The organism is Sphingomonas sediminicola, from assembly GCF_049991885.1.
In the GTDB taxonomy this organism is placed as follows: domain Bacteria; phylum Pseudomonadota; class Alphaproteobacteria; order Sphingomonadales; family Sphingomonadaceae; genus Sphingomicrobium; species Sphingomicrobium sediminicola.
Genome location: NZ_CP178916.1, coordinates 891,176 through 914,568, shown reverse-complemented (window position 1 = coordinate 914,568; position 23,393 = coordinate 891,176). Strand labels below are relative to the sequence as shown.

Sequence of the window (23,393 nt, the reverse complement as noted above, 5' to 3'; positions counted from 1 at the left end):
ATGGCGAAAAACGAAGCAGTAGAAACCGAGACCCAGGACAGCGGCGATGCACCGCTGATCGATCTCAACGACGCGTCGATCAAGAAGATGATCGCCCGTGCGAAGAAGCGCGGGTTCATCACCATCGACGAGCTGAACGAAGCTTTGCCCCAGGACCAGATGTCCTCGGAGCAGATCGAGGATATCATGTCCGCGATCAACGACATGGGCATCAACGTCGTCGAGAATGAGGAAGCCTCGGACGACGAAGAGGACAAGCAGGAAGAGGACACGACCGAAGACGAGGTCGATCCCCTCGACGACGGCGGCCCGCGCCCTGCCGCCGCGACTAAGAAGGAACCTACCGACCGCACCGACGACCCCGTCCGCATGTACCTTCGCGAGATGGGTGCAGTGGAACTCCTCTCCCGTGAGGGCGAGATTGCCATCGCCAAGCGCATCGAGGCGGGCCGCGACATCATGATCTGGGGCCTTTGCGAAAGCCCCATGACCTTCAACGCCATCATTGATTGGTCGAACGCCCTCAACGAGGGCCGCATGCAGCTGCGCGAGATTATGGATCTCGAAGCCATGCTGTCGAAGGGCCCGACCGCCGAGCAGATCGCGCAAAGCGAGGAAGGCGATGAAGGCGGAGCCGAGGGCGAAATAAGCGAGAAGACCGCCGGCCCGTCCATCAAGGAAGAGGACGAGGTCGCCGATGAGCCCGAGGCCGGGACCAACGAAGACGACGAGGACATGGTCGACCGCCGCACCAAGCCGCAGGTCGAAGAGGAAGACGACGAAAACGCCCTGTCGCTCGCCCAGATGGAGGAGCAGCTCAAGCCACAGGCGCTGGAGAAGTTCGCGACCATCACCTCGCTCTTCAAGAAGTTCTCGAAGCTCCAGGCCGCGCGCCTTGATGCGCTTCAGAGCGGCTCGGAATTCCCGCCCGCCGATGAGAAGAAGTACCAAAAGCTCCGCGAGCAGCTTACCGCCGAGGTCGAGAGCGTCCAGTTCCACAACGCGAAGATCGAGTTCCTCGTCGAGCAGCTCTACAGCTACAACCGCCGCCTAATGGCACTGGGCGGACAGATGCTGCGCCTTGCCGAGCGGCATCGCGTGCCGCGCCGCGCTTTCCTCGACAGCTATACGGGCAATGAGCTCGACGACAGCTGGCTCGACCGCGCCGCCGGAATCGACAAGAAGTTCGCGGCCTTCGCAACCGCCGAGCGCGAAAGCGCCGAGCGTATCCGCACCGACATCAGCGAAATCGCGCAGGCCGTCGGCACCTCGCTCCCCGAATACCGCCGCATCGTGAACATGGTGCAGAAGGGCGAGCGCGAGGCCCGCATCGCGAAGAAGGAGATGGTCGAGGCCAACCTCCGCCTCGTGATTTCCATCGCCAAGAAGTACACGAACCGCGGCCTGCAGTTCCTGGACCTCATCCAGGAAGGCAACATTGGCCTGATGAAGGCGGTCGACAAGTTCGAGTACCGCCGCGGCTACAAATTCTCGACCTACGCCACCTGGTGGATCCGGCAGGCGATCACCCGCTCGATCGCCGACCAGGCGCGGACCATCCGCATCCCGGTCCACATGATCGAGACGATCAACAAGCTCGTCCGCACGGGCCGCCAGTTCCTGCACGAGACCGGCCGCGAAGCGACACCGGAGGAACTCGCCGAACGCCTTTCGATGCCGCTCGAAAAGGTCCGCAAGGTGATGAAGATCGCCAAGGAGCCGATCAGCCTCGAAACGCCGATCGGCGACGAGGAAGACAGCCACCTCGGCGATTTCATCGAGGACAAGAACGCCGTCATCCCGGTGGACGCGGCGATCCAGTCGAACCTCAAGGAAACGGTGACGCGAGTCCTCGCATCACTCACCCCACGCGAAGAGCGCGTGCTGCGCATGCGTTTCGGCATCGGCATGAACACCGATCACACGCTGGAGGAAGTCGGGCAGCAGTTCAGCGTGACCCGCGAACGTATCCGTCAGATCGAGGCGAAGGCGCTGCGCAAGCTGAAGCATCCAAGCCGCTCGCGGAAGATGCGGAGCTTCCTGGACCAGTAGCCGCTAGGCGCCTGTCTTGGCGCGCGTCGGAAACCGAACGACCTTCTCGTCTCCGGCGGTAAGGTTTGCCAGCGCGGCCGCAATCTCGGCTTGGCCAAAGGGCTTCGCCAGCCGCGGCAGGTTCAGGGCGTCGCCGCTTACACCCGTGTAACCGGTGATGATCAGGACTGGGACCGATGGACGCGTCTCGCCGATTTGCTGCGCAAGCTGGGCTCCATCCATCCGCGGCATTTTGTAGTCAGTAATCACGACGTCGACTTCCAGACCCTGACGGAGTTGCTCCAAGGCTTCGACGCCGCTTCCAACGTCGGTCACCCTGTGGCCGAGCTCACGAACCATTTCCGCCGTTGCAAACCGGACGAGATCCTCGTCGTCGACGAGGAGTACCGACAGCTTGCGCTGGCTGGGTCGCGACGTGCCGGCGGAGGGAATATCCGTCTCGGAGGCCTGCTCGGCCGCGATCGGGAAGTAGAGATCGACGGACGTCCCCTCGCCCAGTTCGCTGGAGATGGAAAATCCACCACCCAGCTGGGCGGCAAGACCATGAACCATCGACAAGCCGAGCCCGGTCCCTCGTCCAACCTCCTTGGTAGAATAGAACGGCTCGATCGCGCGGGCGAGCGTGTCGCCGGACATGCCGCAACCGTCGTCGATGACCGACAGCCGAACATAATCGCCTGGCGCCAGCATGGGGACTTCGCCTGCGCGCACAGACTCCTGTCGAAGAGCGATCGTAAGATGGCCGCCGTCGGGCATGGCGTCACGCGCGTTCACGCAAAGGTTCAGGATCGCGAGTTCGAGCTGGTTCGGGTCGACGACGGCGCCCGGAAGCTCAGCCTCATGCTCGAAACGAATTTCAATGGTCGGACCGATTGAGCTCGCAATAAGGTCGCGCATTCCCGTGATCAGACGAACGATGTCCACCGCCTCGGTCTGCAGCGTCTGACGCCGCGCAAAGCCAAGCAACCGTTGAACAAGCGTCTTGGCCCGGTCCGCCGCTTTCAGCGCATTGCCAAGAAGCCTCGCCGAGCGAGGGTCCGTATCGCCATATTGCTTGTGAAGAATATCGAGGGCGCCGGTGATCGGAGTGAGCAGATTGTTGAAGTCGTGCGCCACTCCGCCCGTCAACTGGCCCAAGGTTTCCAGCTTCTGCACTTCATGCAGCTGGGCCACGGCCGCTTCATGCTCGGCCGTGCGTTCCTCGACCCGGCGCTCCAAATCCTTGGCCAGGTCATTGAGCTCCTTGAGCCTTGCACGCGCTTCATATTGCCTGCGCCGCCCCCTGAGTGCGGACTGGGCCAGGCTGACCAGAGTCGTCGGGTGGAACGGCCGCTCCAGGAACGTGGCGTTGCCCAGCAACTCCAGATAGCGGGCGGCCGACGGGTTTCGCTCGAGCCCGCCACCGCGCCGCGTCAACAGGACGAACGGAAAGTCGGACCATTCCTCCTGACCCGCGATCCAGTCAGACAGGCCATGAAGAGGCGAACCAGCCAACGCCTCCTCCGTTACGATTGCGAAACCGGCGCCGGCATCCAGATTGGCGATCAGTTCGCCGAGGTCGCCGACGATCTGGCTTCGCAATCGAGCCTCGTGCAGCATCGCGGCCGCTACCGCAGCATCACGCCCCTGCGGAGCCAGTATCAGAGCTCGTTCCGAGAGGTGTGGAATCATACTGTAGCGGGCTCGAGCAACGATTCCCCTTTGCCGACGAGCTCAGGGACGCCGCGAAGCACGCCCTGAAAGTTCATCAGTGGCTCACCCAGTGTGATTCCCTCGCTGCCGATGCGATATTCGCGGATCGTATCTTCGTGGGCGCTCGTGCGCTTCTTGATTACCGAGATGGCGCGCCGAACCCGCCCGCGCGCTTCGAAATAGCGAAGCAGGATGACCGTGTCGGCGAGGTAGGTCACATCGACCGGCGACTTCATGTCGCCGACCAGCCCATGCTGGGCCACGGTCAGGAATGTCGAGGCGCCCTTGCGGTTCAGATACTGGAGCAGCTCGTGCATGTGCAGGATGAGCGACTGCTCCTCCGGCATCGCCGCCTGGTATCCGTTGAGGCTGTCGATGACGACGGTTCGCGCGCCGCTGTCTTCGACGCAGTACCGAACGCGCTCGGAAAGCTCGCCCGGCGTCAACTCCGCCGCATCCACCTGCTCGATCAACAGCCGCTCGCTGTCGACCATTGCCTGAAGGTCGATCCCGAGCCCTTTGGCGCGTTCGAACAACAGCCCGAGTTCCTCGTCGAACACGAACATCGCGGCCCGCTCGCCGCGGCTCAACGCGCCGACGACGAAATTGAGCGCCAGCAGGGACTTCCCGGTGCCGGCCGGGCCCAGGATCAGCGTGCTGGAGCCGCGCTCCACGCCGCCGCCCAGCAGCGCATTCAGCTCCGCGGACCTGCTCGGGACAACCTCGCGCTTGAATGGCCGGCGATGCTCCGACGACACCAGCCGTGGGAACACGCGCACCCCGCCGGTGTCGATGACGAAGTCGTGATTGCCGCCGCGATACCTTTGTCCGCGATACTTGATGACGCGAAGCCGGCGGCGTTCCGCTCCATATTCGGGCGAGAGCTCCTCCAGGCGGATGACGCCATGCGCGACGCTGTGCATCGTGCGGTCGTTGGCCTCGCTCGAAAGGTCGTCGAGCATCAGCACGGTCGCGCCGCTTCGGGCGAAATAATGCTTCAGCGCCAGGATCTGGCGGCGATACCGAAGCGAGGATTGCGCCAGCAGGCGAATCTCCGACAGGCTGTCGAGAACCACCCGCTTCGGCTTCACATTCTCGAACGATTCGAAAATGCGCTTGGTCGTCTCACCAAGTTCCAGGTCGGAGGAATAAAGCAGGCTCTGCTGCTGGTCCTCGTCGAGCAGGCTCTCAGGCGGCACCAGCTCGAAGATGTCGATGCCCTCCAGCGACCACCCGTGCGACGCGGCGCTGGCGCGAAGCTCGTCCTCCGTTTCGGACAAAGTGATGTAGAGCGCGCTTTCCCCGGCGGCGGCGCCGGCCATGAGGAATTGCGTGGCAATCGTCGTCTTGCCCGTGCCCGGGCTTCCTTCCAGCAGGAACAAGCGGCCTCGGGAAAGGCCTCCCGCGGTGATATCGTCCAGTCCCTGCACGCCCAATTGGGCTTTCTGCTCGGCCTCCGCCAAGTGACGTCTCCAATTCTCGTTTCGGGATCAACCCTTTGACCACATACAACCCCCACACCCGCAATTCGTTTCGCCGGGCGCACGATCGAGCAGATGATGTCACGCGGGTCGACACGGCGCTTAAGAAAGCCGTGACGCGCATGCTGGCGTCCCCAACTCCCCGCGAAGAACGCGCGCTCCGCATGCGTGCTCGCGGCGCGGCTTAGGAAATCAACCGCCATTCTGCTCGCCCGAGCGACTTTCACTCGCGGTTCAACTTCGCTCGGGCTAGTGGCGTTCTTCGCGACGCTGAAACCAAGACCAGATCCTGTCCACCTATCGCCTCCGCTCCGCGTATGACGAGACGCCGCTTCGACGCCGCGCGTCCGGAATCGCGCTCGCGGTCGCGATCAACGTGGTGCTCATCATCGTATTGCTGGGGATCGGCGCCCTGCGCTCTGGCCCGCCACTGAAGCCATCCGACGCACTGATCGTGAACCTCGTGCCCGAATCGAGCGGAGCGTCGAGCAAAGCCGAGAAGGCGGAGAGGCCGAAACCCACGGCGCAAATCACCCCGCCCCGTCCCCGCCTACCCCACGTCCTTCCGATCAAGCCCCCCATCCCCGATGAACGCCCACTCGACCTCATTCCAATGACCAAGGAAGAACTGGCGGCGGCGGAAATCACTCGGCTTCCGAAGGCCGTGGGCTCCGGATCGGGCTCGGGCGGTGCCGGCGATTCGCGGACGGTCGGCCGTGGCCCGAACGGCGAAGTACTCTACGCCGCCGAATGGGCTCGCGAACCGACCTCCGCCGAGCTTCGCGGTTACCTCCCCCGCAACGCTCCGGATGGTTACGGCCTGATCGCCTGCAGAACCCTTCCGCAGAACCGTGTCGATGACTGCATCGAGCTGGGCCAGTCGCCGCGCGGCTCTCACCTGGCGAGCGCGGTCCGGCAGGCCGCCTGGCAGTTCCGGGTAAGGCCGCCCCGCAAGAATGGGAAGGAGCTGATCGGCGAGTGGGTGCAGATCCGCATCGACTACGAAACGACCATCATCCAGCAGTGATTCAGCCTTCGTTTCGCTGGCGTTCACATAGGACGGGCCGACGCGAGCGAGCCGTCAGGCCGTGCAACGCTTCGGGACTCAGGTCCGTTCTCACCGTCAAGATCCGAAGGAGGGATCAGATAATGAGAACATATGTCCTGATGTCCGCCCTGGCCCTCGGCGCCGCAGGAATGGTCGCCGCCGTCCCCGCCGATGCACAGCAGCGCCATCACGGCGGCTCCTCCTGGCGCACCATCGGCTACAAGACCGTCAGCGGGGGCGTCGACACCGACCGGATTTCCGTCCAGGGCCATGCCCTTTATCGCCAGGTTCGCCTGTGCGTCTTCAACGCACCGATCGTCATGCGCGACTTCGACGTCCGCTTCGAGAATGGCGGGCATCAGGACGTCCGCGTCCGCCAGCGCATCGGCGCTGGCGCCTGCACTCGCAACATCGACCTCGCCGGCAACCGCGGGGACATCGAGACCGTGCGCCTGAAATATTCGCCGATCCGCCGCGGCTGGACCCGTCCTCTCGTCCGCGTCCAGGCCCGATAAGCCAGTCGAAATATGAGGATTTCGGTAACCAATTGCTTTGGTACCAGCTTAAGCGGTGACCGGTAAATAAGGTCCTCAGCAGCGTTGCCCCGGCGTTTTTTGGAGCGGCTCTGCCGGAACGACTAGAGAAGCCCTGCCCCACCCTTCGCCTTCCCCAGAGGGCAGGGCTTCCACCTCCTCCCAGATCAGATATTCGGCGGCTCGCTCGACCCTTCCCCGAGCGCGATCTGCATGTAGACGCTGTCGAGCCAACGCCCATGCTTCCAGCCAACCGCATGCAGCCTGCCGACTTCACGGAAGCCGCAGCCAGCATGAAGCCGGATCGATGCCGGCTCCGCTCCGCCGATCACCGCGGCCATCTGCCGGAAGCCAAAAGCCTCCGCCCTCCGCAGAAGCTCCTGCAGCAGCCCTTTTCCAATTCCACGGCCCTGCCAATCCGGATGGACATAAATGCTGTCCTCGCAAGTCCAGGCATATGCCGCCCGGTCGCGAAATTGCGTGACGTAGGCATAGGCGACGACGGACCCACCCTCATCGGCGACAATGAACGGCCAGCTCGCACCGATGATGCGGCGGATCTTCGCACTAGTCTCGTCTACTGATGGAGCACCAATGTCGTACGATGCTGTGCCATGAGCAACGTGGTGCGCATAGATTGCGGCGATCGCTTCTGCGTCTTCCTCTGTCACATCGCGGATCATGGCGGCGGTTGGTTGCACCGCATCCTGACTTCATCAACGTGAGGAATTGACCAAGCCGTTAACCGTCATCCTTCGGACAGGCTTAAGGCTGGAAGAGTAAATATCGAATTCTGTCCTGATAACGCTCCTCCCCTTGCGAGGTCAGGACCAGTGGACACAGCGTCAGGGAAGCCCTGCCCGACCCTTCGCCTTCCCCAGAGGCAGGGCTTCCACTCTCCCCAGATCAGGCAGTGGCCCGCTCCTTCAGCGCGATCTCACCGGAATCATAACCATCCCAATAGTGCAGACGCTCCGCGACAACCTTGATGAGCGTAAGACCTCGGGTGTCGATGCCCTGCTTGAACCAGGCGTCGAGGTCCTTCGTCCAATGCTCGGCGAACTCCGCTTTGTCCTGGATCAGCTCTGCCCGGCCTTCGACAGTGATAAAGAAGGGCTTCATCCCAAGCATTCCGGACTTCGCCTGGTAAGTCAGCCCGACATTCGGATCGCGGCGAATGTCGCTTACCGTCCGTGAGTCTTCACAGGTGAAAAAGAAGCTGTCGCCGTCATAATCGACCTGGCGGTTATTGCTCATCGGCCGACCCGCGACCGCGCCGCCGTCCGTGCGGGTCGAAAGCACCGCGAAATCGATGTCGCGCATTTTCTCGGAAATGTCGGTCAGGCTTAGGTCGGCCATATCCATGCTCCTGTCTGTTTGTTGACGGTCAAACGCAGGAATGGCGGCAGACGGTCCGGCTTACGGCAGAAAGCCCGTAGGCCCCGCACCAAGGTTCGTGGATTTTCCCAACATTGGGGCTGCAGCCCGTGACGAGGACGTCCTCAGTTGCTCATCATTCTAATGAAAATCCCGTTAAACGGCCATTTTCCAGCTCTGGCATGCGCCTTGCTTATTCCAGTGCATCAAGAAAGGCCGATGGCCACACGCAATAAGGAAAGTTCGATGCACGACACTCAGTACGCCGCCAACGAAGTCGACAATTCCGAGCCGGGCCAGCCTGAGCGTCTGTTCGGGATCTGCCAGGCGGTCGGCGATCATCTGGGTTTCAACCCGATCTTCCTTCGCATCGGCCTGATCGGCCTACTCTTTTTCGGTCCTGCCCTGATGATCGGCGCCTATGTCGGCCTCGGCCTCATCGTCGGCGTGTCCCACCTTGTCTTCCCGAAGCCCCAGTATGCCGAAGCGACGGTCGAGGATGCCGGAATCGTCGAACTGCCGGCGCACGTCGAGTTCCATTCTCAGCCCGAGCGGGAGCTGATCGCCGCCTGACCGGTCCTTTCCGCCAATCTAACGCCGCATAAACCTCCTCTTTACGCCCTTGGGCTAGGGTCCACGGACTAGGGCTTTCGCTCCGCGTGATGAGGGGAACAGAATGGCGATCAATCGGTCCGTCGGCCGTTCAGCGGTCAGCGTAGCCGAAGCGCACCTCGCGCGCGTCGCCGCGGATGGATCGTCACGCCATCGCTATCTGAATGCCCTTCTCGAAGGTTCCGGCACGAACACGGCGCGCGACATCGCCGATTCAGTGCACTTGCTCTGTGGTTTGCATGGCAGCCCACCCAGTCTCGTCGAACTCGCGCACCAAATTGCCGAAGCAGGGCCGGCCCGCGACTGGCTAGCCCGCGCCGCCGAAGGTTTCGAGCGTGAACGCCTGTTCCTTGTCCGGCTGACCTCCGCGGTCGGGCCGCTGCCGAGCACCCCTGGCGCCGCCGAGACCGAAGCGGCCATGAACGCTCAACGCAATGCGCTGGAGATCCTCGCAACTTCCGAGCGCCGTGGATGCGCACTTGGTGCTGCCGCTGCGCTAGTCGGCGATTGGTGGCCCATCCGCCGCCTGCTGGATCGTGCCGCTGCTCGAGCCGGCGTCGATTCCCCGGCGCCCGCGCTGCCGGACGAAGCATCGGTCGTGGCGGTGATCGAAGCTGCCTCCGACACGATGGCCAGCGAGCGAGCGCTTGGATTCGGCGGCGAGCAGCTTCTGCTCCAGCACCGCGGCCTGTTCGACCTGCTCGAGGCCCGCGCCGAAGCCCGCGGCGATTATTAAGAGAACGGGCCCCTGCTACGAAGCAGATGCCCACGTTATCTTCAGTTCATAATCTCGGAAGCGACGATCAGTCGTCGCGGTAAGCGAGCTCGTAATTGCCCCAGCGGCGGCCCTTGATCCACAGCGGAACGAACACGTTCTTCACCGGGATGAACTTCTCGCCAAGCTCCATGCGATAGGTCGCGAGCATCGCAGGCTTCTCGCTCACGATCGCCGCGGCGGTCGTATCGTCCATCATGATGCGCTTGTTGCGGCAGTGCGCATCGTTCCAGAGCGGATCCGGACCTGGAACATGACTGCGCTCCGTGAGGTGCGTCGGCAAATAGCCGTTCACATCGGTGATCGCGGAACCGATCAGGCGCTCGTCTCCACCCTTCACCCGGTCCAGGATCGGCCGAACATAGCGGTCCGCATAGTCGCAGAAACGATTGTCATACTGCTCGGGATTCGATCCCTCGATCAACCGATATTGGCGATCGAACACGTCATCCAAGGTGATCTCGCCACTTTCGAGACCGCGCTCGATAACCGCCTGGATGGCGCGCATCGTTTCCTGAGCTTTCAGGATGAACGGCGTGTCGTCGATCTCCGCGCCCGAATTGGCGAGCGTGTCGAGCATCGTGTTCGACAGCATTTCGAGGTGCTCGAGACGCTTCTGCGCCTGGAGCAACTGGCTGCCATTGTTGCGTGCATCGCCGGCAAAGTCGGTCAGCCCGGCCTTCACGCGGTCGACGCTGGTCTGGATCATGCTGGTCGAGTGCGCGATGCCCTCGGTCTGGCGGTCGACCATCGTAACGATCTCGGCGACCTCGCGGACGGTCTCGCTGATCTGGCCGAAGCCTGACTGGGCTGCACGGCTGCGTTCGACGCCGGTCTTGATCTCGGTGGTGACGGCTCCCGCCTCTCGGGTCAACTCGCCGATCGTCGATGCGATCTGGCTGGTGGCGGCGCGTGTGTCGTGCGCGAGCTTTTTCACCTCGGCGGCAACGACCGCGAAGCTGCGGCCGGCATCACCGGCGCGGGCAGCCTCGATCGTCGCGTTGAGCGCGAGCATGTTCGTCTTGCGGGCAATCGTCTCGATGGTGGAGGAGACCGTCTGAACCTGGTTCATGGCCGACGCGAAGCCTGCCATGCGCTCGCCAAGCTGGACGACGAGATCGGTCAGACCCTTGAAACCGGCGATCGTCCCGTCGATGGCTTCGCGGCCGGCCTCGAGCTTGGCGCGGGCCTGCTCGGACAAGAGCCGGGCCTCGTCGGTCGAATCCGAAACGCGCGCCTGGTCGCCAAGAAGGCGGGTTGTTACCTCTTCGAGCTGGTCGAGCATGCTGAGATGCTCGGTAATGCGGGTCCCGACATCCCTGACGTAACCGGCGACGTCACTGCATTCCATCGACAGGGAGCCACAGTCCCGCGCAACGCTGCGGATCGCGTTCTCAGTGACTTCCTCGATACCGTGTGTGGCCATGACCCGCGTGCGCTCCAACGAATTCCTTCGTGAGCGGGATAGAGCGAAGCCCCTACTCTTTCGTTAACCACGCCATTCAGTAGCGAAGAAAGGCGCGCCTCTGTTCATTCCAAGCACGTTCGTCGGGGAGTGTGATTGCGTCGAGATCGTCCGGCGTCCCGTTCGGATCCTCGACCCATTCGCGGAGCAATGGCGAGCCGTTGATCACGTCGATGGCGAGCTTGTCGAACTCATACTCGTAGGGGAAATCGCGCCATAGCTCGTAATCCGGATTGAGATTGCGGATTACCTTGAAGGCGAGCGCCTGCAGCCGCCACGGCTTGAAATAAGTGTGATCGTAGAAGGGCCCTTCGGCGTGGATGTGCACGCCGTTGCACAGCGTTCCGACATGCTTGTGGAAGGTCGGCTCGAACCAGATTTCGCGCAGCTTGCAGCCTTCGAGCCAGCGCGGTGCAAGGGCGTGCATCTCAGCGATGACCTTGCCCGCATCGATGTCCGGCGCACCGAAAATTTCCAGCGGGCGCGTTGTGCCCCTGCCTTCACTAAGCGTCGTGCCTTCGAGCATCACCGTGCCCGCATAGGCGCGCGCCATGTTGAGGTTGGCGGCGTTGGGGCTCGGGTTGATCCAGACGCGCTCCTGCGGCCAGCCGAAGCCCGGGCCTTCAGGTTGCCAGTCGGCCATTTCGATCACGCGATAATCGACATCCAGCTTGAAGCAATCGATGAACCAGGCGCCCAATTCACCAAGCGTCAGCCCATGACGCATCGGGATCTCAGCGGCGCCGACGAAACTTTCCCAGCCCGATCGCAGGATCAACCCTTCGATCGGCCTGCCTGCGGGATTGGGGCGGTCGAGAACCCAGACACTCTTTCCGTGCTCGGCTGCAGCTTCGAGCACGTAAAGCAACGTCGTGACGTAGGTGTAGATTCGGCAGCCCAGGTCCTGCAGGTCGATGAGGATCGTGTCGAAGGTGCTCATCGATTGGCCGGTCGGACGGCGAACCTCGCCATACAGGCTGAATACCGGGATACCGTAGGTCGGATCGGTGAAGTCGGGCGACTCCATCATATTGTCCTGGAGGTCGCCGCGGACGCCATGCTGCGGGCCGAAGACGGACGAAACCTTCAATCCCGCCGCGAACAAGGCGTCGATACTGTGCGTCAGGTCCTTGGTGACAGAGGCCGGGTGCGCGAGCAGCGCGACGCGCTGTCCTTCGAGCGGGCGTCGCAATTCCGGGTCCGCCAAGAGGCGATCGATTCCAAACAGGCTCATGAAGGCTGCTTAAGGGAGCTTGGCGACGAAGCAATCGGGATGATGGAAATCCGGCTTGTCCGGCGCATGGGCCACCGCCCAGTAGGATTTGGTCCCATCCTTTTCCTCAAGGACCGCAGTGAGATTGAACTCCCAGCTCTTGCCGGCTTCGACCGCAATGGTCGCGCCGAGCGTCCACCATGTCAGATTGTCCTCCATGCGGATGTAAGGCGGGGCGCTCACCTCAAACTCGGTCATGTCTTCGCGGTGATTTGAAAAGCGATAGGCGGCCCAGTCTCCGGACGGGGCGAAATTCCACTCCTGATAGGCGTCCGAGCCTGCCTCTTGCAGGAAGATTTCGAAGCAGGTGGTCTTCCATAGCTCATCGGCTCGAGACGGCTCCTCGGCCGCTGGAATGGCGAAACGCGATGCAGGCGCACCGACCCCGAACCAGATGTTGGTCGTCGCCGTCGCGCCGAAAGCCCCTGCATGATCGACACTCGCCCACACCTTGAAGTCGGGCTGCGAAGGCGGCGTGTCCGGATGCGGAATGAGGTTCAGCTGCATTGCGCCCACAGTAGCAGGACGGAGAGCATCACGCTAAGCGGCGAGCATGACCGAGTTCCGTTCCTCTCTCCTAAAGCTGCTCGACGAGCGCGGATACATTCACCAGCTGACTGACGCCGAAGGTCTCGATGCCCTGGCGTCGAAGGAGATCGTGACCGGCTACATCGGCTTCGACGCGACCGCGCCGAGCCTTCACGTCGGCAGCCTTGTCCAGATCATGATACTCCGCCGCATGCAGCAGGCCGGTCACAAGCCGATCGTGCTGATGGGCGGCGGAACGACCAAGGTCGGCGATCCGACCGGCAAGGACGAGAGCCGCAAGCTTCTCACCGATGCGGAGATCGACGCGAACATCGCCGGCATCCGACGCGTATTCGAGCGCTTCCTGACCTTCGGTGAGGGCCCGACGGACGCGGTGATGGTCAACAACGACGACTGGCTGAGCAAGCTCGAGTACGTCCCCTTCCTTCGCGATGTCGGCCGGCACTTTACCATCAATCGCATGCTGACGTTCGACAGCGTCCGCCTGCGCCTTGATCGCGAGCAGCCGCTCACCTTCCTCGAATTCAATTACATGATCCTCCAGGCCTACGACTTCCTGGAGCTGTCGCGGCGTCACGGCTTGCGGCTGCAGCTCGGCGGGTCGGACCAGTGGGGCAATATCGTCAACGGTATCGAGCTCACGCGCCGCATCGAGGGCACGGAGGTGTTCGGTGTGACGACGCCCCTGATCACCAACCCTGACGGCTCGAAGATGGGGAAGACCGCGCAGGGCGCCGTCTGGCTCAACGAGGAACAGCTGAGCGCCTACGATTACTGGCAGTTCTGGCGGAACACGGACGATTCCAGCGTCGGCAAATTCCTGCGGCTTTTCACCGACCTCCCGCTCGAAGAAGTCGAGCGACTTGAGGCTTTACCGGGCGCCGGGATCAACGAGGCGAAGATTGTGCTGGCTACCGAGGCGACCGCGATGCTGCATGGCCGCGAGGCTGCATCGGCAGCGACTGATACGGCGCGCGCAACCTTTGAGCAGGGTGGTAGCGGCGATAACCTGCCAACACTGTCGGTCGGCGAAGGAGTCAGCCTCGCCCATGCACTGACTCAGCTTGGCTTCACGCCATCGAACAAGGAAGCCCGCCGCAAGATCGCCGAGGGCGCAGTGCGGCTGAACGACGAGGCCGTGTCGGATGCCGCGCTGGTCGTCGAAGTCGGAGGCGAGCCGGTGAAGCTCAGCCTGGGCAAGAAGCGGCACGCGCTTCTGGTGCGCTAACCGCTCCTGATCAGGCCGACCGCTTGATCTCGCTCGAACAGGTAAAGGCAAATCCGCGCGGCTTGTCCCCGAGGCCCAGCAAGGCCTCCGTCGCGGTCGAGCAAGATAAGCGCATCGTCCTGCGCAATCTGGGCGAGTTCCTCGACGTCTTGAGCCGTTGCTACCCGGAAAGCGACTTCGCCCGACTGGCGGGTACCAAGGATTTCTCCCGGACCGCGCAGGCGCAAATCTTCCTCGGCGATGCGGAAGCCATCACTGGTCTCTCGCATCAGGCCTAGCCGGGCGCGTCCTACCTCAGTGAGATTCTGACCGCGGATAAGCAGACAGGTGCTCTTGCCCGTACCACGTCCGACGCGCCCGCGAAGCTGGTGCAGCTGGGCAAGGCCAAAGCGCTCGGCCCCCTCTACAATCATCAAGGTCGCATTGGGCACATCGACGCCCACCTCGATCACGGTCGTGGCGACCAAGACGGCAAGCTCATTGGCAGCAAAACGGGCCATGACCGCGTCTTTCTCCGGGCCTTTCATGCGCCCGTGGACGAGCCCAACCTTGTCGTCGCCGAAGCGCAGGCGGAGTATGCGGGCCCGTTCTTCGGCTGCCGCGGCGTCGCTCTTCTCACTTTCCTCGACCAGCGGGCAGACCCAATAAGCCTGGCCGCCAAGTGCGTGATGGCGCCCCAGACCATCGACCACCTCGCTGAGTCTCTCTTCGCTGATCACGCGCGTTTCGACGGGGGTGCGGCCCGGCGGCATTTCGTCGATCCGGCTGACGTCCATCTCGCCATATTGGGTGAGCGTCAGGGTCCGCGGGATCGGCGTGGCAGTCATGACCAGCAAGTGCGGAGGCTTTTCTGCTTTCGAGGCAAGCAACAGGCGCTGCGACACGCCGAAGCGATGCTGTTCATCGATGATCGCGAGCCCGAGATTCTTGTAACCGACCTTCTCCTGGAAGATCGCGTGCGTGCCGACGAGGATGTCGATCGAACCGTCGGCGAGGCCCATCAGGACGGACTCCCGCGCCTTCCCCTTCTCCCGCCCGGTCAGGATCGCGACACGCACGCCGATGCTGTCGAGTTGCTTCAACAACGTCGCATGATGCTGGCGCGCGAGAATCTCTGTCGGGGCGAGCAAGGCGGCCTGAGCGCCGGATTCGATAGCGGTCAGCATCGACATTAGCGCCACCAGCGTCTTGCCCGAGCCGACGTCGCCCTGGAGGAGCCGCAGCATCGGCGCGGTCTGCGCCATGTCGCCACGGATCTCCTCGACCACGCGCCGTTGCGCGCCCGTCAGATGGTACGGCAGCTTGAGTTTGCCGATTAGCTTCCCGTCTCCTGCAAGTGCGACTCCGCGGTTGCGCCGGGAGGCCTGCCGAAGAAGCAGGAGAGCGAGCTGATTGGCGAACACTTCGTCATAGGCGAGGCGCCGGCGCGGATCGTCCGTCCCCGGATCGCGATGCGCTTCGGCGATCGCCGCGCGCCACGGCCGCCAAGCCTCGCGAGCGGCAAGGCTCGGCTCGATCCACTCGGGCAGCTCCGGGGCACGCTCCAAGGCCATCACGGCCAATTCGCGAAGGCGCTTGTTCGTCAGCCCTTCGGTCAGGCCATAGACGGGCTCGCGGATCGAAAGCTCCGAGCCCTTATCCGCCGTAAGCACTTCGGGGTGGATGATCTGCCATTCGTCACCGTAGGCTTCGAGCTTTCCGGCGACCGTCCTCTTTTCACCCATCGGCAGGCTCTTCTTCGCCCAGCCGGGATTGTTGAAGTAAATGAGACTGATCGAGTTACCGTCCGCGTCCGATGCGAACACGCGCATCGGTCCCCTGCCCGACCGTGGCTCGCGCGTCTGGAAGGGCGTTAGATCGAGGATGACATTGCATCCGAGCAGGTTGCCGGTTGCCGCTCGTGCCCTGACTCGCTCGATCACGCCGGTCGGCAGGTGATAGAGGAGGTCCACGACACGTGTGATGTCGAGACGCTTGAGGAGTTTCGCGACCTGCGGGCCGACGCCCGGCAGCGTATCCACCTCTGCGAATAGTGGATTGAGAACGTCGGGCCGCATCAGCGCACGCCCATCAGCAGTTCCGGATGGCGATCGAAATGCGCGGCGATCGAATCGAACAGATCGCGCGCCGGAGGCCGACGCAGGATCGCACGCCGTCCGATAAGATAAATCGGCACATCCCATTCTTCGAGTGGAGGAAAGCACCGAACCAGATCCGAATCGCCATCCCCGATTGTGCAGGGCAGCGCCGACAAAACCGATCCGGAAGCGACAAGCGATTTGATCGCCCGATAATTGTTGCACCGCGCGGGAGGAGGACCAGACGACGCAAACTCTTCAAGCCACAGATAGACCGGGAGGGTCGCGGGGACGCCCCCGACCAGCGCAATCGGATGTCCGGCAACGTCCGCGGGGGCGCGCGGCCGCTCCTCTGCCGAAGAGTGGGCCGAAGCGTAGATTGTCCATCCGCTCGGCGGCAGCTGGCGGACAATCAGTTCGTCGCTGGTCGGCCGGTCGCGTCCGCGAACCCCAATGTCGGCTTCGCCCCGTGCAAGATCGTAGATGTGATCGCTTGCAAGGAGCTGCGTCTGGACACGTGGCCATCGGGATCGGAAGTCGCGTAGAACCGGAATCAACAATTGCTCGAAATGATCGAGGAACGTCAGCCGGATCAGATTCACTTCAGCGCCGGTGAGCCCGTCCACCTCGGCGGTGAACTCGCAAACCGACCGCTCGATGCGCTGCGCGGATGCATACAAGCCGTGCGCGGCATCAGTGGGCATCAGGCCCGTAGGACTGCGCTCGAACAACGCTAGGCCGAGGTCATTCTCGAGAGCAGCAATGCGCCGGACGATCGTCGGCTGGCTAACTCCCCGGGCGTTTGCGGCGCGGCCGGTCGTTCGCTCCCGATAGAGCGCGAGAAACACGCCGATATCGTCCCACGAGAACACCGCCGACAGCTATTCACATCTGCATAGCCCCTTGCAAGCATTTCGATTGAGCAACGACTTGTCGAGGCGTAGCCGCGCCCTCGCAAAAGGGAGCATCACCAATATGTTGAAAGTTGCGATTGGCCTCGCGGCTGTGTCCGCGAGCGCCTTGCTATTAGCGAATCCGCCCGGGACCACGGCAATTCCTGCCGAGCCCACGCTGGACCAGGTTCGGGCGGCCACCGAGCGCTTCAAGGATGTGAAGGTCGCTTTGGCGGAAGGTTATATCCGCGATCCGTCGGACACCTGCGACTCAGCGGAGATGATGGGCCGGCCCGCAAGCCTCGGGGCCATGGGCATCCATTTCTTCCGGCCCGACATGCTGGGAATCTCTGCGCCGCCCAACCCGCGAGTCAACGGCAACGGGACGCACACCGACTTCAACAAGCCCGCGATCCTCATCTACGAACCTCATGCCGATGGTTCGCTCCAGCTGGTCGCCGTCGAGAACTTGGTCTTCCGGAAGTCCTGGCATGCCGCCGGTAATACAAAGCCGCCGAGCTTCCACGGCGTCGAATGGGACACGATGCAGGATGACCCTGCCACCAAGATCGACGAGGCCCACATGTTCGAGCCCCATTACGACCGCCACGTCTGGCTCTATCGCGAGAACCCGAGCGGGATATTCGCGCAATTCAATCCGAACGTCAGCTGCAAGGCGCACAAGCAGACGCACCAGATGGCTGGAATGAACATGTAAATTGCGTGGGGGGACGGACTTTCTTTGAGGGCATCCCTCCACTACATCGCAGGCATGCTTCCAGACGAGGAATTGAAGCGCCTGCGCTGGCGCGCGCACCATCGTGGCACGCGCGAAGCGGACATGCTGATCGGCGGGTTCTTCGACGCTCACAATGCGTCGTGGAGCACTGATGAGCGCGCGCTTTTCTCCGCCTTGCTGGAAGAGCAGGACGTCGACATCATGGCCTGGGCCATCGGAACCGCCGAGGCACCACAGCGCTTCGCTGGTCCCATGATCGATGCCCTGAAGCTTCTCGATTACATCCGGAGCGCGCGATGACGGACACGTTGCAGCACGTCCTCCGCGCTTCCGAACCGCTGACTCTTGCCGGCGTACCGCCGGGCTTCCTGCCGGTGCTCGCTGCCGATCTCGCTCGCGCGGCGCATGGATCGGCGAAGGGCGGCCGTGCGGTACTGATCGCTTCGGACGAAATGGCAATGCGGGCGCTGGCGGAGACCGTCCCGCTTTTCGCGCCGGAAGTGGAAGTGCTGACCCTTCCTTCGTGGGACTGCCTGCCATACGACCGCACCTCCCCAGCCCTGCGCGTCATGGCCGAACGGCTGGCAACGCTGAACGCGCTGCAGCTGAAGGCCACGAGTCCTCAGCTATTGGTCGTTACGGAGAATGCAGCGACGCAGCGCCTGCTGACCCCGTTTCGCGTACGTCAGCTTACCCAGCGTATCGAAGAGGGCGCGCGCATCGACCGCAACCGGCTGGTCGCCCAGCTGAGCTCGCTAGGATACGAGCGGGTCGAGTCCGTCGCCGAGCATGGCGAATATGCCGTACGTGGCTCGCTGGTCGATCTTTTCCCGGCCGGCGAGACCATGGCGCTCCGCCTCGATTTCTTCGGCGACGAGATTGAGAGCCTTCGCCGTTTCGATCCCGCCGACCAGCGCTCGACGGACCGAGCCAAGGCCTTCACGCTCACGCCGGCGTCCGAGGCTCTGCTCGACGAGGAGACTATCAAGCGTTTCCGCTCTCGCTATCGGGAAACGTTCGGAGCGACTGCGACAGGCGACCCCCTTTACGAGGCCATCTCGGACGGGCGCCGAATGAGCGGGATGGAGCATTGGCTCCCTTTATTTGAAGAGCGGCTGACAACCCTGTTCGATCATCTTGGCGAGGCGGACATCATCGTCCGTGACGCCGGTGTGGACCAGGCGCTTGCCGCGCGGCGGGAGTCGATCGACGATTATTACGCCAACCGTCGCAAGACGATGTCCGGCGAAGCGGGCAGCTACCGTCCATTGGAGCCGGGCGCGCTCTACCTGACGGAGGAGGAATGGAATGCAGCCGTCGCCGAACGGCCCATCCACCTGACGTCACAATTCCCCGAGCCCGAAAGCGACAGGATCGTCAGCTTCGGAGTCGAAACTGCTCGAGACTTCACGCCCGAGCGCACCCAGCAAGCCAATATCTACGAAGCTGTCTCTAATCATATCTCGAAGCTTCGGAAAAGCGGACATAAAGTCGTTCTGGCAAGCTACAGCGTCGGTGCCCGCGAGCGCCTGTCTGGCCTACTTGGCGATCACGGCTTGAAGACCCAGAAGCTCGTCGACAATTGGCAGGAGGCGCTCGGCAGCAAGACCCAGCCTGCGCTGATGGTCTTGCCGCTCGACCATGGCTTCACCGCGCCGGACGTCGCCGTCCTCACCGAACAGGACATGCTCGGCGACCGGCTGGTCCGCCGCCGCAAGAAGCGCAAGGGCGCGGCCGCATTCCTATCCGAGCTTGCGACACTCTCGCCTGGCGATCTCGTCGTCCACAACGACCATGGCATCGGCCGCTACGAAGGCCTGACATCGATCATGGTCGGCAAGGCGCCGCACGACTGCGTGGCGCTGGAATATGCGGGCGGGAACAAGCTCTACGTCCCGGTCGAGAACATCGACCTGCTGACGCGCTACGGCAACGAGAGCGAGGGCGTCGCGCTCGATCGCCTTGGCGGCGAAGGCTGGCAGCGCCGTAAGTCGCGGATGAAGGAGCGCATCCGCGAGATCGCGGGCGAGCTCATCAAGACCGCGGCGATGCGCGCCACACGCCCCGGCGTTGTGATCGAGGCGGACAGCGCTTTTCCCCAGTTCGTCGATCGCTTCCCTTACGAGGAGACGGACGACCAGGACCGCGCCATCGAGGACGTCCTTGCGGATCTAGAATCCGGCAAGCCGATGGACCGCCTGGTTTGCGGCGACGTCGGCTTCGGCAAGACGGAGGTCGCGCTTCGCGCTGCCTTCGTCGCTGCGATGTCAGGAATGCAGGTCGCGATCGTCGCTCCGACCACTCTTCTCGCGCGGCAGCACTATCGAAATTTCACGGAGCGGCTTGAAGGATTTCCAATTAAGGTTGGGCGGCTGTCGCGACTGGTCCCCGCGACCGAGGCGAGGAGCACTCGTGAAGGTCTTGAGAATGGCCAGGTCGACATTGTCATCGGCACGCACGCGATTCTCGGGAAAGGGATCAAGTTCAAGAAGTTGGGGCTCGTCATTGTCGACGAGGAGCAGCATTTCGGAGTGACCCACAAGGAACGGCTGAAGGCGCTGAAAGCCGACGTTCACGTGCTGACACTGACCGCAACGCCAATCCCGCGCACGCTCCAAATGGCGATGAGCGGTCTCCGTGAGCTCAGCGTTATCCAGACGCCACCGGTCGATCGCCTCGCCGTCCGCACCTACGTCACGCCGTGGGATCCAGTTGTCGTTCGCGAAGCACTGCTCCGTGAACACTATCGCGGCGGGCAAAGCTTCTTCGTCGTTCCTCGCATCGCTGATCTTCCGGACGTGGAGGAATGGCTTCGCGAGGAAGTGCCGGAGGTCAAGGCGGTCACCGCCCACGGCCAAATGGCGCCGACCGAAGTGGAAGAGCGCATGAGCGCCTTCTACGATCGCAAGTATGACGTGCTGCTTTCGACCACGATCGTCGAGAGTGGCCTCGACATTCCGAGCGCTAACACGTTGATCGTGCATCGCGCCGACCGGTTTGGCCTCGCCCAACTCTATCAACTCCGCGGCCGGGTGGGCCGTTCGAAGGCTCGCGCTTACGCTTACCTCACGACCCCGGCTGATCGTTCGATCACGGAGACTGCGGAGAAGCGCCTTCAGGTGCTTGCCAATCTCGACAGCCTCGGTGCCGGATTCCAGCTTGCGAGCCACGACCTCGACATTCGCGGCGCGGGTAACCTGCTCGGCGACGAGCAATCAGGACACATCAAGGAGGTCGGTTTCGAGCTTTATCAATCGATGCTGGAGGACGCGATCGTCGAGCAGAAGGCCGGCGGCATTCCACGGCCCGAGGGGTTCACTCCGCAGATCAGCGTCGATGCACCGGTCCTCATTCCGGAAACCTATGTGCCGGACCTCGACCTGCGCATGGGCTTGTACCGTCGCCTCGGCGAGCTGGACGACAAGCAAGGCGTGGAGTTTTTCGCGGCCGAGATGATCGATCGGTTCGGAGCGCTTCCGTCGGAGACACAGAATTTGCTCAAGATCGTCGAGACAAAGCTCAACTCGAAGAAGGCGATGATCGCCAAGCTTGATGTTGGGCCCAAGGGTGCGCTCGTCACCTTCGCGGACGGCGGGTTCCCGGATCTCGCGGGCCTCCTCGGCTATATCGACCGGCTGAAAGGCACGGCTAAGCTCCGACCGGACAGCAAGCTCGTTGTTTCACGGGATTGGCCGACGCCAGAAGCACGGCTCAACGGCGCGTTGCAGCTTTCAACTGGGCTGGCGCGTGTGGCCGCGGCAAGTGATCGTGCGAAGGAGCCGGTGGCCGCCTAGGCGGCATTGGCCTGCGAAACGGCGACGAAGCGTGAGAGCTCCACTTCGTCGAGCGCCCCGGCGCCCAAGAATCCCTGGTAGAGGTCGCAGCCCCATTCCGCGAGCAACACGAGCTGAGAAGTGCACTCGACGCCTTCGACGATGACGGTCAGGCCAAGGTCACGGGCAAGAGAGAAGATCGACCGAACGACGATGCGGTCGCGCTCACTGGTGCCAATTCTGGCGACCAAACCGCGGTCGATCTTCAGCGCGTCCAATGGAAGGCTGCCGAGATAGGAAAGGCTTGCGTAGCCTGTTCCAAAGTCATCCAGCGCAACCTTGATTCCTTCCTGGCGAATTCTCGTCAGTCGCTCCGCAACCGCTTCCAGGTCGCTGAGCAAGGCATTCTCGGTAATCTCGATTGTGACCCTCTTGGGGTCGATCCCCACGGAATTGATCTGGCCGATAAGCCAGTCGACGTAGTTGTCCTGCAGTATGTCTTCCGGAAGAAGGTTGATCGAAACACGGAGGCGCCGCAGCGGCCCTTCCCATGCCGCTGCAGCGCGCAACGCCTTGAATTGAACAAGGCGCGAAAGGGGTTCGGAGAGCCCGGCTGCTGCCGCCCGAGCGAACAATTGTTCTGCTCCAGCAACACGATCCCATCTCGCAAGGGCCTCGGCACCGGCGACTTCGCCGCTGGCAGGATCGATCTGCGGCTGGAAAACCACGCCGATCTGCTGGTGAGCAATGACCGCCGCTAGGAGATCATCCTTGCGCCGCCGAGGTACGGGAGACTCCCGCCGGTCCTCGTTGCGTTCCCTGGTCTCTACGCCATCCCGCTTCAACATGGATGATTGGCTAGCGCTCCCGTCGTCCCGCCGAAACCGGCCATTAAGGCCTCGCCCCACAACGGGACAGTGGCGCGCCCTGCCAAAATCCCTATGCTCGAAAGCAGAAGGGAGCGGCAGTTGAGCGCTGACGCAGCCAAGATCGGTGGTGGCAAAGAAAAGGTCGACCTTGCCGGCCTGAGGATCGGGTTGCTGTCGTCGCACACGGAGGTCGCCAAAGCGGCCGAGACGATGCTTCGTCGCCGTTACACCTGGGCCAAGGAAGAAGAGGCGGACACCCTCGTGGCGCTCGGCGGCGATGGGTTCATGCTCCAGACTCTGCACGCGATGCTGGATGCCGGAGTACCGAAGCCAGTGTTCGGAATGAACCGGGGCACGGTCGGCTTCCTGATGAACGAATGGCGGCTGGACCGCCTCGCCGAGCGCATCGCCGGTGCCAAAGCGATCCGCGTCGCACCGCTGCAGATGACAGCGACAACGGTTTCGGGAGAAATCTTCCGCCACGCCGCAATCAACGAAGTATCCCTGCTTCGCGAGACGCGGCAGACCGCGAAGATCGAAATCCTGGTGAACGGCCGGGTTGCCCTGCCGGAACTGGCTTGTGACGGCGTTCTTGTCGCGACCCCCGCGGGATCGACCGCGTACAATCTCTCTGCGCGGGGCCCGATCCTTCCGCTTCAGGCCAAGATGCTTGCCCTCACGCCGATCAGCCCTTTCAGGCCACGCCGCTGGTCGGGCGCTATTCTCCCTGACGACACGGCCGTCTGTTTCCGGATCCTGGAAGCCAAGAATCGGCCGGTTTCCGCTGTTGCCGACCAGAAGGAAGTCCGCGAAGTCGCGAAGGTAGAGGTCCGCCTGGACCGCGAAAGATCGCTCACATTGCTGTTCGATCCGGAGCATGCGCTCGACGAGCGGATCGCGATGGAGCAATTCGCCACCTGAAGGGTCAACGGCACTTGCCTTTGGAGTGAGCTTCG

20 protein-coding genes are annotated in these 23,393 nt (G+C 62.8%); 10 read left to right on the top strand and 10 right to left on the bottom strand.

The window, feature by feature from the left end; genetic code table 11:
• Entirely contained in the window at nucleotides 1-2,052 is a 2,052-nt protein-coding gene (gene rpoD, locus ACMC5O_RS04800; protein WP_187709691.1) for an RNA polymerase sigma factor RpoD, read from the top strand.
• Between the two features lie 3 nt (nucleotides 2,053-2,055).
• Here the strand turns inward: rpoD and ACMC5O_RS04795 are convergent, their stop codons facing one another.
• On the bottom strand, nucleotides 2,056-3,723 hold the full coding sequence (locus ACMC5O_RS04795; RefSeq protein WP_222949947.1) for an ATP-binding protein: 1,668 nt from the start codon (nucleotides 3,721-3,723) through the stop codon (nucleotides 2,056-2,058).
• On the bottom strand, nucleotides 3,720-5,174 hold the full coding sequence (locus tag ACMC5O_RS04790; protein ID WP_187709891.1) for an ATPase domain-containing protein: 1,455 nt from the start codon (nucleotides 5,172-5,174) through the stop codon (nucleotides 3,720-3,722). The genes ACMC5O_RS04795 and ACMC5O_RS04790 overlap by 4 nt, the downstream gene beginning before the upstream one ends.
• 427 nt (nucleotides 5,175-5,601) lie before the next feature.
• Between ACMC5O_RS04790 and ACMC5O_RS04785 the strand changes: the two genes are divergently transcribed.
• The gene (locus ACMC5O_RS04785; protein ID WP_426693344.1) at nucleotides 5,602-6,252 is read left to right on the top strand and encodes a hypothetical protein; all 651 of its coding nucleotides are present in this window, start codon (nucleotides 5,602-5,604) and stop codon (nucleotides 6,250-6,252) included.
• Between the two features lie 122 nt (nucleotides 6,253-6,374).
• On the top strand, nucleotides 6,375-6,788 hold the full coding sequence (locus ACMC5O_RS04780; RefSeq protein ID WP_426693343.1) for a hypothetical protein: 414 nt from the start codon (nucleotides 6,375-6,377) through the stop codon (nucleotides 6,786-6,788).
• Nucleotides 6,789-6,973: 185 nt separating this feature from the next.
• Here ACMC5O_RS04780 and ACMC5O_RS04775 read toward each other — a convergent pair whose 3' ends face one another.
• Nucleotides 6,974-7,489, bottom strand: a complete 516-nt coding sequence (locus ACMC5O_RS04775) for a GNAT family N-acetyltransferase (RefSeq protein ID WP_187709694.1) — start codon at nucleotides 7,487-7,489, stop codon at nucleotides 6,974-6,976.
• 223 nt (nucleotides 7,490-7,712) lie between these two features.
• The gene (locus tag ACMC5O_RS04770; RefSeq protein ID WP_187709695.1) at nucleotides 7,713-8,165 is read right to left on the bottom strand and encodes a pyridoxamine 5'-phosphate oxidase family protein; all 453 of its coding nucleotides are present in this window, start codon (nucleotides 8,163-8,165) and stop codon (nucleotides 7,713-7,715) included.
• Nucleotides 8,166-8,429: 264 nt separating this feature from the next.
• On the opposite strand from ACMC5O_RS04770, the gene ACMC5O_RS04765 reads away from it, so the two are divergent.
• Together ACMC5O_RS04765 and ACMC5O_RS04760 are read left to right on the top strand one after the other, a co-directional pair.
• The gene (locus ACMC5O_RS04765; protein WP_187709696.1) at nucleotides 8,430-8,756 is read left to right on the top strand and encodes a PspC domain-containing protein; all 327 of its coding nucleotides are present in this window, start codon (nucleotides 8,430-8,432) and stop codon (nucleotides 8,754-8,756) included.
• Nucleotides 8,757-8,859: 103 nt separating this feature from the next.
• A complete protein-coding gene (locus tag ACMC5O_RS04760) occupies nucleotides 8,860-9,531 on the top strand; it encodes a DUF6975 family protein (protein ID WP_246444530.1) in 672 nt (223 codons plus the stop codon).
• A 67-nt stretch (nucleotides 9,532-9,598) separates the two neighbouring features.
• Here the strand turns inward: ACMC5O_RS04760 and ACMC5O_RS04755 are convergent, their stop codons facing one another.
• The 3 genes from ACMC5O_RS04755 to ACMC5O_RS04745 all read right to left on the bottom strand — a co-directional run bounded on the left by ACMC5O_RS04755 (nucleotide 9,599) and on the right by ACMC5O_RS04745 (nucleotide 12,815).
• Nucleotides 9,599-10,996 carry a methyl-accepting chemotaxis protein gene (locus ACMC5O_RS04755; protein ID WP_187709697.1) on the bottom strand — a complete coding sequence of 466 codons (1,398 nt, stop codon included), beginning with the start codon at nucleotides 10,994-10,996 and terminating at the stop codon, nucleotides 9,599-9,601.
• Between the two features lie 76 nt (nucleotides 10,997-11,072).
• Entirely contained in the window at nucleotides 11,073-12,269 is a 1,197-nt protein-coding gene (locus ACMC5O_RS04750; protein ID WP_187709698.1) for an exo-beta-N-acetylmuramidase NamZ family protein, read from the bottom strand.
• Between the two features lie 9 nt (nucleotides 12,270-12,278).
• Nucleotides 12,279-12,815, bottom strand: coding sequence for a DOMON-like domain-containing protein (locus tag ACMC5O_RS04745; protein ID WP_187709699.1), 537 nt, complete (start codon nucleotides 12,813-12,815; stop codon nucleotides 12,279-12,281).
• Between the two features lie 46 nt (nucleotides 12,816-12,861).
• On the opposite strand from ACMC5O_RS04745, the gene tyrS reads away from it, so the two are divergent.
• A complete protein-coding gene (tyrS, locus tag ACMC5O_RS04740; RefSeq protein WP_187709700.1) occupies nucleotides 12,862-14,085 on the top strand; it encodes a tyrosine--tRNA ligase in 1,224 nt (407 codons plus the stop codon).
• On the opposite strand, the gene recG is transcribed toward tyrS, so the two are convergent.
• A complete protein-coding gene (recG, locus tag ACMC5O_RS04735; protein ID WP_426693342.1) occupies nucleotides 14,082-16,142 on the bottom strand; it encodes an ATP-dependent DNA helicase RecG in 2,061 nt (686 codons plus the stop codon). The two genes, tyrS and recG, sit on opposite strands and share 4 nt — an antisense overlap.
• Nucleotides 16,142-17,035, bottom strand: coding sequence for a LysR family transcriptional regulator (locus tag ACMC5O_RS04730; RefSeq protein ID WP_426693341.1), 894 nt, complete (start codon nucleotides 17,033-17,035; stop codon nucleotides 16,142-16,144). The genes recG and ACMC5O_RS04730 overlap by 1 nt, the downstream gene beginning before the upstream one ends.
• 103 nt (nucleotides 17,036-17,138) lie before the next feature.
• Here ACMC5O_RS04730 and ACMC5O_RS04725 point away from each other — a divergent pair, with 103 nt between their 5' ends.
• The 3 genes from ACMC5O_RS04725 to mfd are packed head-to-tail and all read left to right on the top strand — an operon-like array spanning nucleotide 17,139 to nucleotide 21,589.
• Nucleotides 17,139-17,774, top strand: coding sequence for a hypothetical protein (locus tag ACMC5O_RS04725; RefSeq protein ID WP_426693340.1), 636 nt, complete (start codon nucleotides 17,139-17,141; stop codon nucleotides 17,772-17,774).
• A gap of 54 nt (nucleotides 17,775-17,828) precedes the next feature.
• Nucleotides 17,829-18,095, top strand: a complete 267-nt coding sequence (locus ACMC5O_RS04720; RefSeq protein ID WP_187709702.1) for a succinate dehydrogenase assembly factor 2 — start codon at nucleotides 17,829-17,831, stop codon at nucleotides 18,093-18,095.
• Entirely contained in the window at nucleotides 18,092-21,589 is a 3,498-nt protein-coding gene (mfd, locus tag ACMC5O_RS04715) for a transcription-repair coupling factor (RefSeq protein WP_426693339.1), read from the top strand. Before ACMC5O_RS04720 ends, mfd begins: the two co-directional genes overlap by 4 nt.
• Here mfd and ACMC5O_RS04710 read toward each other — a convergent pair.
• On the bottom strand, nucleotides 21,586-22,416 hold the full coding sequence (locus ACMC5O_RS04710) for an EAL domain-containing protein (protein ID WP_187709703.1): 831 nt from the start codon (nucleotides 22,414-22,416) through the stop codon (nucleotides 21,586-21,588). The two genes, mfd and ACMC5O_RS04710, sit on opposite strands and share 4 nt — an antisense overlap.
• Before the next feature lie 120 nt (nucleotides 22,417-22,536).
• On the opposite strand from ACMC5O_RS04710, the gene ACMC5O_RS04705 reads away from it, so the two are divergent.
• Nucleotides 22,537-23,358, top strand: coding sequence for an NAD kinase (locus ACMC5O_RS04705; protein WP_425506902.1), 822 nt, complete (start codon nucleotides 22,537-22,539; stop codon nucleotides 23,356-23,358).
• Nucleotides 23,359-23,393 lie beyond the last annotated feature (35 nt).

What these genes read in the sequence shown, in the direction of transcription:
- ACMC5O_RS04780 (WP_426693343.1), top strand. Translation starts at nt 6,375, where the DNA reads ATGAGAACATATGTCCTGATGTCCGCCCTGGCCCTCGGCGCCGCAGGA.
- rpoD (WP_187709691.1), top strand. Translation starts at nt 1, where the DNA reads ATGGCGAAAAACGAAGCAGTAGAAACCGAGACCCAGGACAGCGGCGAT.
- ACMC5O_RS04755 (WP_187709697.1), bottom strand. Translation starts at nt 10,996, where the DNA reads ATGGCCACACACGGTATCGAGGAAGTCACTGAGAACGCGATCCGCAGC.
- ACMC5O_RS04745 (WP_187709699.1), bottom strand. Translation starts at nt 12,815, where the DNA reads ATGCAGCTGAACCTCATTCCGCATCCGGACACGCCGCCTTCGCAGCCC.
- recG (WP_426693342.1), bottom strand. Translation starts at nt 16,142, where the DNA reads ATGCGGCCCGACGTTCTCAATCCACTATTCGCAGAGGTGGATACGCTG.
- ACMC5O_RS04765 (WP_187709696.1), top strand. Translation starts at nt 8,430, where the DNA reads ATGCACGACACTCAGTACGCCGCCAACGAAGTCGACAATTCCGAGCCG.
- ACMC5O_RS04760 (WP_246444530.1), top strand. Translation starts at nt 8,860, where the DNA reads ATGGCGATCAATCGGTCCGTCGGCCGTTCAGCGGTCAGCGTAGCCGAA.
- ACMC5O_RS04795 (WP_222949947.1), bottom strand. Translation starts at nt 3,723, where the DNA reads ATGATTCCACACCTCTCGGAACGAGCTCTGATACTGGCTCCGCAGGGG.
- ACMC5O_RS04750 (WP_187709698.1), bottom strand. Translation starts at nt 12,269, where the DNA reads ATGAGCCTGTTTGGAATCGATCGCCTCTTGGCGGACCCGGAATTGCGA.
- mfd (WP_426693339.1), top strand. Translation starts at nt 18,092, where the DNA reads ATGACGGACACGTTGCAGCACGTCCTCCGCGCTTCCGAACCGCTGACT.
- ACMC5O_RS04770 (WP_187709695.1), bottom strand. Translation starts at nt 8,165, where the DNA reads ATGGCCGACCTAAGCCTGACCGACATTTCCGAGAAAATGCGCGACATC.
- ACMC5O_RS04725 (WP_426693340.1), top strand. Translation starts at nt 17,139, where the DNA reads ATGTTGAAAGTTGCGATTGGCCTCGCGGCTGTGTCCGCGAGCGCCTTG.
- ACMC5O_RS04775 (WP_187709694.1), bottom strand. Translation starts at nt 7,489, where the DNA reads ATGATCCGCGATGTGACAGAGGAAGACGCAGAAGCGATCGCCGCAATC.
- tyrS (WP_187709700.1), top strand. Translation starts at nt 12,862, where the DNA reads ATGACCGAGTTCCGTTCCTCTCTCCTAAAGCTGCTCGACGAGCGCGGA.
- ACMC5O_RS04720 (WP_187709702.1), top strand. Translation starts at nt 17,829, where the DNA reads ATGCTTCCAGACGAGGAATTGAAGCGCCTGCGCTGGCGCGCGCACCAT.
- ACMC5O_RS04710 (WP_187709703.1), bottom strand. Translation starts at nt 22,416, where the DNA reads ATGTTGAAGCGGGATGGCGTAGAGACCAGGGAACGCAACGAGGACCGG.